3 protein-coding genes are annotated in these 15,572 nt (G+C 49.5%); all 3 read left to right on the top strand.

Translation table 11 applies throughout. From position 1 onward, the window contains the following. Window positions 1-91: 91 nt before the first annotated feature. From KIH87_RS10645 to KIH87_RS19425, 3 genes are read left to right on the top strand one after another with little or no spacing between them, the layout of a single operon-like run. The gene (locus tag KIH87_RS10645) at window positions 92-9,043 is read left to right on the top strand and encodes a non-ribosomal peptide synthetase (protein ID WP_269751473.1); all 8,952 of its coding nucleotides are present in this window, start codon (window positions 92-94) and stop codon (window positions 9,041-9,043) included. Continuing rightward, entirely contained in the window at window positions 9,040-10,863 is a 1,824-nt protein-coding gene (locus tag KIH87_RS19430) for a non-ribosomal peptide synthetase (RefSeq protein ID WP_269751472.1), read from the top strand. The genes KIH87_RS10645 and KIH87_RS19430 overlap by 4 nt, the downstream gene beginning before the upstream one ends. Next, window positions 10,778-15,532, top strand: coding sequence for a non-ribosomal peptide synthetase (locus KIH87_RS19425; RefSeq protein ID WP_269751471.1), 4,755 nt, complete (start codon window positions 10,778-10,780; stop codon window positions 15,530-15,532). The genes KIH87_RS19430 and KIH87_RS19425 overlap by 86 nt, the downstream gene beginning before the upstream one ends. Window positions 15,533-15,572 lie beyond the last annotated feature (40 nt).

Below are 15,572 nucleotides of genomic sequence, written 5' to 3'. Positions count from 1 at the left end.
AAATATCGCTAATTAGCGACTGTTAATAAAAAGCTATGTGATTGGTTTTACTGATCGTAACGGGTATGGAAGATATTAATAAGGCCAAAAAATGAATGTGAATTTTTACCCATTAACATTGACACAAAAAGACATCTATTTTGACCAGATATGGAATCAGGGGAGCCCCCTATATAACGTTGGTGGTTATATCGATTTACCTGCTATTGATGTAAAGAAGGTGACCGATGCGCATCGTCAACTGGTAGAAACTTTTGATATTTTTGGCCTGAGAATCGTTTCTCAGGGAGAGCATGTAAAACAGTATAGTTCATCTCAACGTAGCACCGATTTACCATTTATTGATTTCACACATGAAGCTAATGCTTTTGATGCAGCTAAAAAATGGATTACTGAACTTTTTGAAACTCCTCTGGAAATTGAGGATAAAGAACTCTTCAAGGCATTTTTGGTGAAGTTGAGCCATGACAGGTTTTGGTATGTTGGTTTATATCATCATCTGGGAATGGATGGTTGGGGCTTTTCAAATTGGGCGCAAAACCTCAGCCAACTTTATAATGGAAATCCAGTAGAGGCGCAAAAGGATGAAGAGTGGGAAGCGATTGCACGGGATGATGAGCGTTACCTTGCAAGCGAAAATTACCAAAGAAATAAAGAATATTGGTCTAATTTATGTGCAGGAAAAACAGATAGGTTCCTGACCGAGTTTTATCATAAGAACAGAGATAAAAAAGTTCATATTCGAAGTCAAAGGGAAACCTTCCATATTTCAGCTGAAAAAGTTGAGCAAATTTCAAAGGCATCTGAATCTGTTGGAGTAACAAATGCTCACTATTTTATGGGGGCGTTAGCGCATTACTTCTCTGTTGCATATCATCGTACCGATTTACTTTTTGGCGTGCCTTCCCATAATCGGAAAAAAGCTCGACAAAAATCGATGCTGGGGGCATTTGTCAGTACTGCACTTTCTAATATTGATACAGCAAGCGTTGATACATTTGCAGAGTTACTGAAGAGTATTACCAAATCTCAACGCTCAAATTTAAGGCATCAACGTTATCCAATAGGGCACCTTAATTCCGCGTTGGGTTTGCAAGGACGTCAAGTATATGAAGTTGCATATAATTACTTACAGTTGAAGCAAGAATTATTCTTTGGGGGCCAACCGGGAAAGCTGGTTTATCAGAGCCACAATCATGAAACCAGACCTTTCATGCTGACAGTATGGGAGCAAGATAGCGATGGGTCGCTAGATCTACACCTGGATTACAATCCCAAATTCTTCAATGAACAGGAAATAAAATTCATTTTGGCTCGTTTGGACTTCCTTATTGAGGATAGTCTGGGCAAATTACATGAGGATCTTAAAAACGTTCGTATTATGCCTGACTGCGAAGTGGCTCAGATTGCAGACTGGTCTGGCCCTAAGCAACAGGTTAATGAGCGAAAGTTTGTTCATCAGTTGTTTGAACAGCACGCGTTACAAACGCCAGAAAAGATAGCACTGATTAGCAATGGAAAATCATTTAGCTTTCAAGAAATCAACGAAAAAGCTAACCAGTTAGCTCATCACTTAATTTCTATGGGCGTTCAGCCAGAAGACATTGTTGGATTGTATCTCGAGCGCAATGAGAAGATAGTCATTAGTATTTTGGCTGTATTAAAAGCCGGGGCGGCTTACCTGCCATTAGATCCTGATCATCCCAGGGAGCGTTTGGCTTATCAATTGGAAAACGCAGAATCCAAAGCCATCATTACTGAATCGCATATTCGAACCCGGTTGCCCGAAACGCCAGCACAAATACTGTGTTTGGGCGAAGAAAAATTTGAAGAGTCTCTTACCGACGGTGGCCTTGAAACGCCTGTTTTATCAAATCCCTTGTCATTTGATAACCGTGCTTATGTCATCTTCACTTCAGGGTCTACCGGTAAACCAAAAGGTGTTGAGATCGAACACCGCCATTTGTTCTCTTTTGAAAATGATTTCAAGAGATATGCGGATTTCTCTAACCCTGAAGGAATTTGGTTGGGTGCGACCAGCTATTGCTTTGATATTTCTATTGCTGAGTTGATTTGTACTTTAGCTAGTGGTTTTACACTGCTTTTGGCTAAAAACGAGCAAATTCATGCTGAAGAAGAATCTTTGGCAGACTTGCTAGAGAAGTATCCAGTAACTCATTTTCAATCAACACCTACCTTGATCTCAGCCTATCTGGAAGACACAAAATTCCAGGCTGGGCTCAAAAAAATTCAGCAGTTGTTTGTAGCTGGCGAGGCTTTGCCACCTCTGTTGGCTAATAGGTTGTTAGATTCATTTGAGGGTGAATTATTTAATTGTTATGGCCCAACAGAAACCACTATTTTTTCTTCGGTGTCCTGTTTGAATAAGGGACTTGAGATAGTCCCTATTGGTAAACCTTTCCCAAGTGAAACGTTACATGTTGTTGATGAAAATATGCAGCCTGTTCCTATTGGCGTGACAGGTGAGCTTTATATCGGAGGAGAAGGGGTTGGTCGTGGCTACTTGAACCGCCCGGATTTAACGCGCGAGCGTTTTGTTGCGGACCCATTTAGTCATGTTGAGGGAGCGCGTTTATACCGTACGGGTGATATATGTCGCTGGAACAGTGAAGGGGAGCTTGAATATCTGGGACGTAATGACGACCAGGTTAAGATACGGGGTTTCCGTATTGAGTTGGGCGAGATAGAAAACGCTCTGTTGGAAGAGGATGTCGTGCGCTCAGCAGCGGTGATAGCCCGGGAGATTGCCCGAGGTATGCAACTGGTTGCCTATGTGGTGGGTGACGATTCACTGAGTGACGATGAGTTGGTCGGCCGTTGCCGGTTGTCACTGAAGGCGGGTTTACCGGATTACATGATACCGTCGGTGTTTGTTCGTATGAGCGCAATGCCGCTGACCAGCAGTGGCAAGCTGGACCGCAAAGCCTTACCCGCGCCGAAGGAGAGCGACCGCCAAAGCGGTGAGTATGTTGCTCCGGAGAATCAGATAGAAGAGAAGTTGTGCGAAATCTGGCAGGATGTGCTGAAACTTGAGCGTGTAGGCACACAAGACAATTTTTTTGCACTGGGTGGCGATTCGATAATATCCATTCAACTGGTCTCAAGAGCCAAACACAATGGGCTGCACTTTACAGTAAGACAACTGTTTGACCATCAGACGGTTGCGGAGTTATCTGGCTGTGTGAGTTTGAAGGGAGAGTCAAACATTCCTCAGGAGCCGGTAGAAGGAGGCTTGAGTCTTTTACCCATTCAGCGAGCGTTTTTTGAGCGTGAATTACCGGTAGCAAATCATTACAACCAGTCGGTGTTATTACAGTGTCCGACCAGGTTTGATGCGAAGGCGTTAAGTGCGTTGATTGATATGGTGTATCAGCGTCATGATGCCTTGCGTTTACGTTTTACTCGAGAGCATGGAGAGGTTGTTGCCAGTCATGAGGCCTATAGTGAGCGGATGTTATGGGATTCGTTGGAGCAGCATGATATCAGTCATTTATCGGGCGAAGCACAGGAGGCGATGCAACTGGAGTATTGTCAGCAGGCACAGGCGAGTCTGGACATAGCACAGGGGTCGGTATTCAAGGCCATGTATCTGCATCGGGGAGAGGGCGATAGCCGGTTGTTGCTGGTTGCTCATCATTTGGTGATAGATGGAGTGTCCTGGCGGATATTGTTGTCGGATATGGAGCAGGGCTGGTCGTTGTTAGCGCAAGGAGAGGTGCCCAAGGCGGGTCCTCGCAGTGTGTCGTTGCAGCGTTGGAGCGAGGCGTTGATGGCGCATGCAGGTAGTAAGCAGATACAGGAGCAGCAGGATTACTGGCAGGAGCAACTGTCGGTTGCGGTGCCTTCCCTGCTTGAATCGGTCGAGTTTGAACGTGAGGGTTTACAGCAGTTAGGCTTCAGTTTGAGTGAAACACAGACACGTCAGTTACTTGGCGCGGTCAACCGGCCTTATCGAACCCGGACGAATGAATTGTTAATGGCGGGACTGTTACTGGCATACCGTCAGTGGAGCGGTAGTGACGTGATGTGTCTGGATGTGGAAGGGCATGGTCGTGAGCTACCGGGTGACGAGCTGGATATTGCGGAGACCGTGGGCTGGTTTACCTCGGTGTACCCGCTGGTGTTATCTGTTGGTTCACAGGACATCGGAGAGGTTATTTGTCAGGTTAAAGAGCAGTACCGTCAGGTGCCGGACAAGGGCATGGGTTATGGTTTATTGCGTTACCTGAAAGCAGACAGTCCGTTGGTTGGGCTTGAAGCCGGGTATCAGGATAGCCGAATTGAATTTAATTACCTGGGTCAGTTTGATAACAGTGTGAATGCGATGTCGGCATTTTCTGTTGCACGCGAGCCAGCGGGAGACAGCATTAGTCGTGATAACCCACCGGGAGTGCCGTTGAGTATCAATGCGCTGGTTCATGAGGGTCAGTTGCGAGTGGATATGACGGGTGCGCCGCGTTGCCGGGATATTGAGCGGTTGGGAGTCTTGTTTGAACAATCGCTGGCGGCCTGTATTGCACATTGTGAGTCGAGTGAAGGGCAGTTTACCCCATCAGACTTCGCGTTGGCGGCAGTGGATATGGCTACCCTGTCAGGTTGGCAGGCTGATTATCCTGGGCTGGAGAAGCTGTATGTGGCGACGCCGATGCAGTCAGGGCTGTTGTTCCATGGTTTGCTGGATGGCAGTGGGGCATCGTATACGATTCAGATAGGTTGTGAGCTGAGCGGTCGAGTGGACAGTGAGGCGATGAGAGGTGCCTGGGAAGCGCTGGTTGGTCGTTATGACATTTTACGTACGGCGTTTGTGGGGCTTGATGGTGAGCAGCCTCACCAACTGGTACAACGAACGGTCGACTTACCCTTTATCCAACTTGACTGGCGCGAGAAGTCATTTGATGAGCAGGTGTTAGAGCTTGAGCGGTTGTTAAGAGAAGACAAGGCGCAGGGTTTTGACTTTGGCTGTGCGCCGTTAATGCGTATCCATCTTATTCGAATGGGAGAGGAGCGTTACCGTTTTGTGTGGACATATCATCATGCGTTGCTGGATGGTTGGTGTACGCCGATATTGTTTGGAGAGGTGCTGAATCATTATCATGCGCAGGTGTCAGGCGAAGCAGAATTGTCGTCAGGAGCGGTGGTGCCTTATGAGCATTATATAGGCTGGTTGTTGTCTCGGGAGCGTCAGTTGGCTGCGGATTTCTGGCAGGGTCATCTGTCGGGTTTTGTATCTCCGACGCCGTTGTTGTATGACCGGGTTTCGGGGGATGGGGATTCGGTTGGTTATCAGCGTCTGAGTCTGGATGAGGCGTTGACGGGTCGTTTGATGGCCTTGGCGCGAGCGCACCATACGACGATGAATGTTGTGTTGCAGGCAGCGTGGAGTTGTTTGTTGCAGCGTTACAGCAATGAGCAGGATATTGTTTTTGGTTCGACGATATCGGGTCGTCCGGCAGAATTGCCGGGAGTAGAGCAGATGATAGGTCTGTTTATTAACACGATACCGGTGCGGGTACAGGTTGAGCCGCAGATGAGTTTTGGTGACTTGCTTGGCGTATTGCATGCGGACAATATAGAGCGAGATGAGTATGGTTATTTACCACTGGCGCAGATACAGCAGTTGAGTGAGGTTTCGGGAGGGACTTCGCTGTTTGACAGTCTGCTGGTGTTTGAGAATTATCCGATGGATGCAGCGGTCAAACAAGCATCCAGTCAGGAAAATAATGGCTTGCGAATTAGTGATGTCGTAGCAAATAGCGAATCGAATTACGCTATATCGTTAACCTCTTTTATCGAAGATGGCATCCTCAATTGTGATATTCGTTTTCAGGAAGACCGGTTCAGTGATCGTCAGGTACAAAGCATCTGGAATCATCTGGAGCACTTATTAACATCTGTCACAAAAGACGGAACTCAAAGCCGTATTCTGGATTTGAATGTGCTCTCCGAACAAGAGCGTCAGCAACTGGAGTTCGACTGGAATGCCAGTGACGTAGTGTACTTTGATGAGTCGCAACAGGATGAACGCCTGGTTCATTACCTGTTTGAACAACAGGTAAGCCGTACACCGGAAGCGGTGGCGGTGATTTTTGAAGATGTAGAACTTAACTATAAAGAGCTGAATGCACAGGCGAACCGCCTGGCCCATTACCTGATAGGTCAGGGAGTCGGGCCGGATACTGTGGTGGGGATTTGTCTGGAGCGTAGCGCCGAGATGATGGTGGGGCTACTGGGTATCTTAAAGGCCGGGGGAGCCTATGTTCCACTGGATCCGAATTACCCCGAGGCACGCCTTGGCTATATGCTTGACGATACCGGTATTAGCCAGCTGGTGACCCAGAGCAGTCTGGTGGGGCAGTTACCGCTGACAGTCCAGCAGGTGATTTGCCTGGATACGGCACAGACCCGTGAGCAGTTATCCGGTTACCCGGATGTTAATCCTCACGTCATGGGACTGACACCGCATCATCTTGCCTATGTGATTTATACGTCGGGCTCAACGGGACAACCTAAAGGGGTGATGGTAGAGCACCACAGTGTGTGTAACTTTTTGAAGTTCGGCGAGCAGGATTTCATGTACGAGCAGATAGTCGGCTCGGTGGTGAGTTCGCCGATAGCGTTTGATGCGACAGTGCAGTCCCTGTATGTGCCGCTTATCAGCGGTGGTTATGTTGAATTATTGCCGGAAGATGTCCTGCCACTGGAATCGTTGGCAGATTACCTGTTTGATGATGAAGATGCGCTGTTATTCAAGATAACGCCAGCCCATTTAAAGGCGGTGGAGTCGCTGGGTAATTTACGCAGCAACCCGGATGCGCGGCATGTGTTGGTTGTGGCAGGAGAACAACTCACCCGTGAGACATTGGAGCCGTGGATAAACGACTACCTCCCGGGAGCGACCTTTATCAATGAATATGGTCCGACGGAAGCGACGGTGGGCAGTTGTACGCAACTGATAGACAGTGAAGTGGCACGAGGGACCGCGAGGGGCGTTATTCCGATAGGCAAGCCACTGGCGAATGCGAAGTTCTATGTGCTGGATCCACAACAACAGTTACAGGTTCCGGGAGCGATAGGGGAGTTGTATATTGGAGGTGCGGGTCTTGCTCGAGGTTACCTGAACCAGCCAGAGATGACAGCTGAACGATTTGTAGATAACCCGTTTTCAACAGAGGGCGCAGAGCGCTTATACCGTACCGGTGATTTGGTACGCTGGCTGCCCAATGGAACCATAGAATACGTAGAGCGTATTGATAATCAGGTGAAGTTGCGAGGTTTCAGGGTAGAGCTGGATGAAATTTCCAAGGCGATATCACAACATCCAGCGGTTGAACAGGCGGTGGTGATAGAGCGAGACCAGCAGTTGTTGGCCTATGTTCAGGCTGACCGTGAGCATGCCGGTCCGGTAAGGGCGTTGTCACGTTTGAGCGGACAGAACAAGTGGGATGGCGTGAAGCGCCAGACATTACCCAATGGTATGTATGTTGGCTGTTTGAATCCGGCAGAGACCGACTTTACCTATGCCGAAATCTTTGGGCAACAGACTTACTTGAAACACGGGATAGTGTTGCCGGAAGATGCCTGTGTTTTTGATGTGGGTGCGAACACGGGAATGGCCAGTCTGTTTGTCGGGCAGGTATGTCCAGGTGTGCGTCTGTATTCCTTTGAGCCGGTTCCGAGTGTATTCAGGGTGCTGGAATTTAACACAGAGCTGTATGGGCTTAATGCCACATTGTATCCCTGTGGTCTTGGAGAAGCATCCCAGGAAGTCACCTTTACCTACTATCCGCATAACTCGTTGATATCGGGTCGTTATGGAGACCAGGAGGTAGATTCGCAGGATGTAAAAACCTATCTTCGAAGCCAGCATCAAAAAGAGCTGGACAGTGGAGAGCTGAGTGAATCGGCCTTTGATGAGTTGTTGGCAGAGCGTTTGCAGAGTGAAGAGGTGACCTGTCAGATAAGGACCTTGTCAGACATTATTGCCGAGCAGCGGGTTGAGCGTATTGACCTGTTAAAGCTGGATGTCCAGAAGAGTGAGGTACAGGTTCTTGCCGGTATTGACGATTCGGACTGGTCGAAAATCAAACAGATAATTATAGAAGTCCATGATATTGGAGACCGGATAGACAGTATTAAGGCGTTACTGGAAAGCCGTGGGTATCGCTGGACAGTGGACCGTGATGACCAGCTTCAGGGAAGTCCTCATGAAGTGCTGTATGCCATCCATGAGAGTTATCAGGCAGAAGGTGTCGGTTTTGGTGACGATAGAGTGGGACATCCGTGTTGTGAGTGGAATGATGAGTCACTGTTAAGGTCAGCTCTGAACTCAGAGGTGGGATCACGTTTACCGGCCTTTATGGTGCCTTCGGCGTATATCTTTATGGATCGTTTTCCGCTGACCCCAAATGGCAAACTGAATCGCAAGGCGTTGCCTTCGCCGCAACAGCAGGGTAACGATACCCAGGGTTACGTGGGACCTCGTAATGATAGGGAAGCCCGTTTATGTGCTATCTGGCAGGATGTGCTTAAGGTAGACAGGGTGAGTGTGACAGATAGTTTCTTTGCGCTGGGCGGTCATTCATTGCTGGCGACGCGTCTGGTGAGTCAGGTGCGTCAGGCATTCAATGTGGAAGTACCGTTGAAGACCTTGTTCGAGCACACATCGGTTGCAGAATTTGCGGCTGTGCTGGATAGCCTGACCAGTGGTTCAGTGCTTCCACCGATACAGGTGATATCGCGAGAGGGCCGGTTACCCCTGTCTTATGGCCAGCAGCGTTTATGGTTTATTGACCAGCTTGAAGGGGGCAGTAGTCAGTACAACATGCCGGGTCAGTTCCGTTTGGTGGGGCGTCTTGACCGAGAGGCGCTGACACAGGCTATTCATAAGATTATTGAGCGGCATGAGGTATTGAGAGCCCGTATTGTTTCGATTGATGGTGAAGCGCAGCAGGTGATATGCGAGACGTTTGATACGCCGTTGGTGTGGCATGACCTGTCCGGTTGTCAGCGCAGGAGCAGTTGAGAACGATAGAGGAGCTTGCAGAGGCAGATGCGGGTCGGGCGTTTGACCTGTCCAGTGACCTGTTATTGCGATTGCAGGTATTCAGGCAGTCGGAAGAGGTGCATCAGGTGTTGTTTAACATGCACCATATTGCATCGGATGGTTGGTCGATATCGATTCTGGTACGTGAATTCAGTGAATTGTATCGTGCCTTTAGTCAGGGCAAACCGGACCCGTTACCGGGTTTGAAGGTGCAGTATGCAGACTATGCCCAATGGCAGCGGGACTGGTTGCAGGGAGACGTTCTTGAAGCGCAGCTGGGTTACTGGCAACAGCAGCTTGAGGGTCTTCCTCAGTTGCACAGTTTACCTTTGGATAGGCAACGTCCGGCAGAGATAGCGTTTGTAGGGGATACGGTCAGCCAGTTGCTGGATGAGAAATTGTCAGCGCGGATAGGTCAGTTGTGTAAGCAGCATAATGTGACATTGTTTATGTTTTTGCAGACGGCGTTTGCGGTCTTGCTTTCCCGTTACAGTAATGAGACGGACATAGTGATGGGGTCGCCGATAGCGGGTCGAGTGAGTAAGGAAACCGAGGGCTTAATCGGATTTTTTGTTAACGCGCTGGTCTTGCGTACGGACTTGTCGGGAGCACCTGATTTCTCGGCGTTGCTGCAGCGGAACCGGCAGATGATACTGGATGCGTATACGCACCAGCATATCCCGTTTGAGTTACTGGTTGAGAAAATGCAGCCAGAGCGGAGTCTTGCCTATAGTCCATTGTTCCAGATCACTATCACTTTAGGTAATCATCAAAAAGATTCCATGACATTTGAGTCAATGGAAATTGAAGGCCTGAAAACAGAGACCAATAATATCAAATTCGATCTTCAGTTGAACGTCAACGAAACGGACGATGGCATTACTATTGATTGGATATACAACCAGAACCTTTTTCAGCCATTAAGTATTCAAAAACTATCATCAGGTTTAAACACGCTGATTGAGGCGCTTGTCGATGATCCGTCAGTTAGCGTGGAACAGGTGTCTTTGATCGGGGAGCAAGAGCGTCAGCAACTGGAGTTCGACTGGAATGCCAGTGACGTAGTGTACTTTGATGAGTCGCAACAGGATGAACGCCTGGTTCATTACCTGTTTGAACAACAGGTAAGCCGTACACCGGAAGCGGTGGCGGTGATTTTTGAAGATGTAGAACTTAACTATAAAGAGCTGAATGCACAGGCGAACCGCCTGGCCCATTACCTGATAGGTCAGGGAGTCGGGCCGGATACTGTGGTGGGGATTTGTCTGGAGCGTAGCGCCGAGATGATGGTGGGGCTACTGGGTATCTTAAAGGCCGGGGGAGCCTATGTTCCACTGGATCCGAATTACCCCGAGGCACGCCTTGGCTATATGCTTGACGATACCGGTATTAGCCAGCTGGTGACCCAGAGCAGTCTGGTGGGGCAGTTACCGCTGACAGTCCAGCAGGTGATTTGCCTGGATACGGCACAGACCCGTGAGCAGTTATCCGGTTACCCGGATGTTAATCCTCACGTCATGGGACTGACACCGCATCATCTTGCCTATGTGATTTATACGTCGGGCTCAACGGGACAACCTAAAGGGGTGATGGTAGAGCACCACAGTGTGTGTAACTTTTTGAAGTTCGGCGAGCAGGATTTCATGTACGAGCAGATAGTCGGCTCGGTGGTGAGTTCGCCGATAGCGTTTGATGCGACAGTGCAGTCCCTGTATGTGCCGCTTATCAGCGGTGGTTATGTTGAATTATTGCCGGAAGATGTCCTGCCACTGGAATCGTTGGCAGATTACCTGTTTTGATGAAGATGCGCTGTTATTCAAGATAACGCCAGCCCATTTAAAGGCGGTGGAGTCGCTGGGTAATTTACGCAGCAACCCGGATGCGCGGCATGTGTTGGTTGTGGCAGGAGAACAACTCACCCGTGAGACATTGGAGCCGTGGATAAACGACTACCTCCCGGGAGCGACCTTTATCAATGAATATGGTCCGACGGAAGCGACGGTGGGCAGTTGTACGCAACTGATAGACAGTGAAGTGGCACGAGGGACCGCGAGGGGCGTTATTCCGATAGGCAAGCCACTGGCGAATGCGAAGTTCTATGTGCTGGATCCACAACAACAGTTACAGGTTCCGGGAGCGATAGGGGAGTTGTATATTGGAGGTGCGGGTCTTGCTCGAGGTTACCTGAACCAGCCAGAGATGACAGCTGAACGATTTGTAGATAACCCGTTTTCAACAGAGGGCGCAGAGCGCTTATACCGTACCGGTGATTTGGTACGCTGGCTGCCCAATGGAACCATAGAATACGTAGAGCGTATTGATAATCAGGTGAAGTTGCGAGGTTTCAGGGTAGAGCTGGATGAAATTTCCAAGGCGATATCACAACATCCAGCGGTTGAACAGGCGGTGGTGATAGAGCGAGACCAGCAGTTGTTGGCCTATGTTCAGGCTGACCGTGAGCATGCCGGTCCGGTAAGGGCGTTGTCACGTTTGAGCGGACAGAACAAGTGGGATGGCGTGAAGCGCCAGACATTACCCAATGGTATGTATGTTGGCTGTTTGAATCCGGCAGAGACCGACTTTACCTATGCCGAAATCTTTGGGCAACAGACTTACTTGAAACACGGGATAGTGTTGCCGGAAGATGCCTGTGTTTTTGATGTGGGTGCGAACACGGGAATGGCCAGTCTGTTTGTCGGGCAGGTATGTCCAGGTGTGCGTCTGTATTCCTTTGAGCCGGTTCCGAGTGTATTCAGGGTGCTGGAATTTAACACAGAGCTGTATGGGCTTAATGCCACATTGTATCCCTGTGGTCTTGGAGAAGCATCCCAGGAAGTCACCTTTACCTACTATCCGCATAACTCGTTGATATCGGGTCGTTATGGAGACCAGGAGGTAGATTCGCAGGATGTAAAAACCTATCTTCGAAGCCAGCATCAAAAAGAGCTGGACAGTGGAGAGCTGAGTGAATCGGCCTTTGATGAGTTGTTGGCAGAGCGTTTGCAGAGTGAAGAGGTGACCTGTCAGATAAGGACCTTGTCAGACATTATTGCCGAGCAGCGGGTTGAGCGTATTGACCTGTTAAAGCTGGATGTCCAGAAGAGTGAGGTACAGGTTCTTGCCGGTATTGACGATTCGGACTGGTCGAAAATCAAACAGATAATTATAGAAGTCCATGATATTGGAGACCGGATAGACAGTATTAAGGCGTTACTGGAAAGCCGTGGGTATCGCTGGACAGTGGACCGTGATGACCAGCTTCAGGGAAGTCCTCATGAAGTGCTGTATGCCATCCATGAGAGTTATCAGGCAGAAGGTGTCGGTTTTGGTGACGATAGAGTGGGACATCCGTGTTGTGAGTGGAATGATGAGTCACTGTTAAGGTCAGCTCTGAACTCAGAGGTGGGATCACGTTTACCGGCCTTTATGGTGCCTTCGGCGTATATCTTTATGGACCGTTTTCCGCTGACCCCAAATGGCAAACTGAATCGCAAGGCGTTGCCTTCGCCGCAACAGCAGGGTAACGATACCCAGGGTTACGTGGGACCTCGTAATGATAGGGAAGCCCGTTTATGTGCTATCTGGCAGGATGTGCTTAAGGTAGACAGGGTGAGTGTGACAGATAGTTTCTTTGCGCTGGGCGGTCATTCATTGCTGGCGACGCGTCTGGTGAGTCAGGTGCGTCAGGCATTCAATGTGGAAGTACCGTTGAAGACCTTGTTCGAGCACACATCGGTTGCAGAATTTGCGGCTGTGCTGGATAGCCTGACCAGTGGTTCAGTGCTTCCACCGATACAGGTGATATCGCGAGAGGGCCGGTTACCCCTGTCTTATGGCCAGCAGCGTTTATGGTTTATTGACCAGCTTGAAGGGGGCAGTAGTCAGTACAACATGCCGGGTCAGTTCCGTTTGGTGGGGCGTCTTGACCGAGAGGCGCTGACACAGGCTATTCATAAGATTATTGAGCGGCATGAGGTATTGAGAGCCCGTATTGTTTCGATTGATGGTGAAGCGCAGCAGGTGATATGCGAGACGTTTGATACGCCGTTGGTGTGGCATGACCTGTCCGGGTTGTCAGCGCAGGAGCAGTTGAGAACGATAGAGGAGCTTGCAGAGGCAGATGCGGGTCGGGCGTTTGACCTGTCCAGTGACCTGTTATTGCGATTGCAGGTATTCAGGCAGTCGGAAGAGGTGCATCAGGTGTTGTTTAACATGCACCATATTGCATCGGATGGTTGGTCGATATCGATTCTGGTACGTGAATTCAGTGAATTGTATCGTGCCTTTAGTCAGGGCAAACCGGACCCGTTACCGGGTTTGAAGGTGCAGTATGCAGACTATGCCCAATGGCAGCGGGACTGGTTGCAGGGAGACGTTCTTGAAGCGCAGCTGGGTTACTGGCAACAGCAGCTTGAGGGTCTTCCTCAGTTGCACAGTTTACCTTTGGATAGGCAACGTCCGGCAGAGATAGCGTTTGTAGGGGATACGGTCAGCCAGTTGCTGGATGAGAAATTGTCAGCGCGGATAGGTCAGTTGTGTAAGCAGCATAATGTGACATTGTTTATGTTTTTGCAGACGGCGTTTGCGGTCTTGCTTTCCCGTTACAGTAATGAGACGGACATAGTGATGGGGTCGCCGATAGCGGGTCGAGTGAGTAAGGAAACCGAGGGCTTAATCGGATTTTTTGTTAACGCGCTGGTCTTGCGTACGGACTTGTCGGGAGCACCTGATTTCTCGGCGTTGTTGCAGCGGAACCGGCAGATGATACTGGATGCGTATACGCACCAGCATATCCCGTTTGAGTTACTGGTTGAGAAGATGCAGCCAGAGCGGAGTCTTGCCTATAGTCCATTGTTCCAGATCTCATTTACCTTACAGAACAATGAAAGTGAAACTTTCCAGAACAATGAACTAACGCTTGAGTTCAACGATGAAGATACTGACATCGCACATAATGATCTGGATTTGACTGCCTATGAAACTGATTTCGGCATCAAATTAACCTGGAAATACAGAAAAGATCTTTTCGTTGTCGGTACTATTGAGCGATTAGCCAATAGTTTTGCCACCCTGTTAAATGCAGTTATTACCACGCCAAAACAATCAGTAACCGGGTTAGCTCTGCTGGATCAATCACAGGAAGATTTGATAAAGCAGTGGAACGCGACAGATTTTGACTATGACCGCGAAGCGGGAGTCGGAGCGCTGTTTAGTGCCCAGGCGATGTCGACACCAGGCAATATAGCCGTAGAGGGTGCAGAAGCCGGAGATGGTGGAAGTGCTTCGTTGAGCTACGGTGAGCTTGAGTCCTTGTCCAATCAATGGGCGTATTATCTGTTGTCCCAGGGTATTCAGTCCGGTGATGTGGTAGGTATTTACCAGTCAGAGGGACGAGAGCTTTGTGTGGGATTGCTTGCGGTTATCAAGGCCGGAGGCCGTTTCCTGTTGCTGGATACCCAGTATCCGGCCCCGAGGTTGTCGTACATGCTGCGGGACAGTGTAGCCGCCGCGGTGTTGTGCCCCAAGCGCGCCATGACTGATTTTGTGCCAGAAGGTGTGAAGGTCATTGTGATGGATGAGGATGCAGCGATAGAGCAGGTATCATCGATGCCCGGGGAAAGAGGAGGTTTACCGGTTTGTGGTGGCGATGATGGCATTGGTGTTTTCTACACATCGGGCTCCACAGGCGAGCCGAAGGGTGTGTTATATAGCCATCGCAACCTGGTGAACTACAGCCTGTCGATGCAGGCCGTGCTGGGCAGTAGTGGTGATGACCGTGTCTGGCAACTGGCATCGGTCAGTTTTGATGTGATACTTGAAGAGCTGTTACCGGCATGGTTGTCGGGTGCAACGGTGGTGAGCCGTGGAAGCGGTGGGTTAGTTGGAGCAGCCGAGCTGCAGGCATCGATGGAGGATTTATCCATCAGCGTACTGGAGCTTTCGTTTGCCCAGTGGCGAGAATGGCTGTACTGGCTGGAAGTGAATAATGAAAGACCGCCGTCAGGACTGCGGGTGGTGATGGTTGGATGTGAAGCGATACCGGTACGGTTGATGCGTCAGTGGATGGCGTACGATGTGGAGCTGGTTCATGTATTTGGTTTGACGGAGACAGCGATTACGTCCAGTACGTGGCATTCGAAGGATTGGGATGCCAGTTTATCGGGTAGTCTGCCCAGTGGCAGCCCGTTGGGTAATACGCGTTTGCATGTGCTTGATGCTGCTCAGGGTTTGCAGCCCGTGGGTGTGGCTGGTGAATTGTATATTGGTGGCGATGGTGTGACCCAGGGTTATCTTGGTCGCAGGGAGCTAAGTGAAGCACGTTTTGTGGAATTGCCATGGATAGATAGTGGTCGTTTGTACCGAACAGGAGACAAGGTTCGCTGGCGAGAAGACGGTAATATTGAATTTCTTGGTCGGATGGATAACCAGGTGAAGATACGGGGTTACCGTATAGAGCCGGGGAGATAGAGTCGCGTTTACGGGAGTTGCCGCAGGTACAGGATGCAGT

Source organism: Paraneptunicella aestuarii, from assembly GCF_019900845.1.
GTDB classification, from domain to species: Bacteria; Pseudomonadota; Gammaproteobacteria; order Enterobacterales; family Alteromonadaceae; genus Paraneptunicella; species Paraneptunicella aestuarii.
The sequence above is the reverse complement of the archived record's forward strand: the minus strand, read 5'-3'. Positions and strand labels throughout refer to the sequence as shown.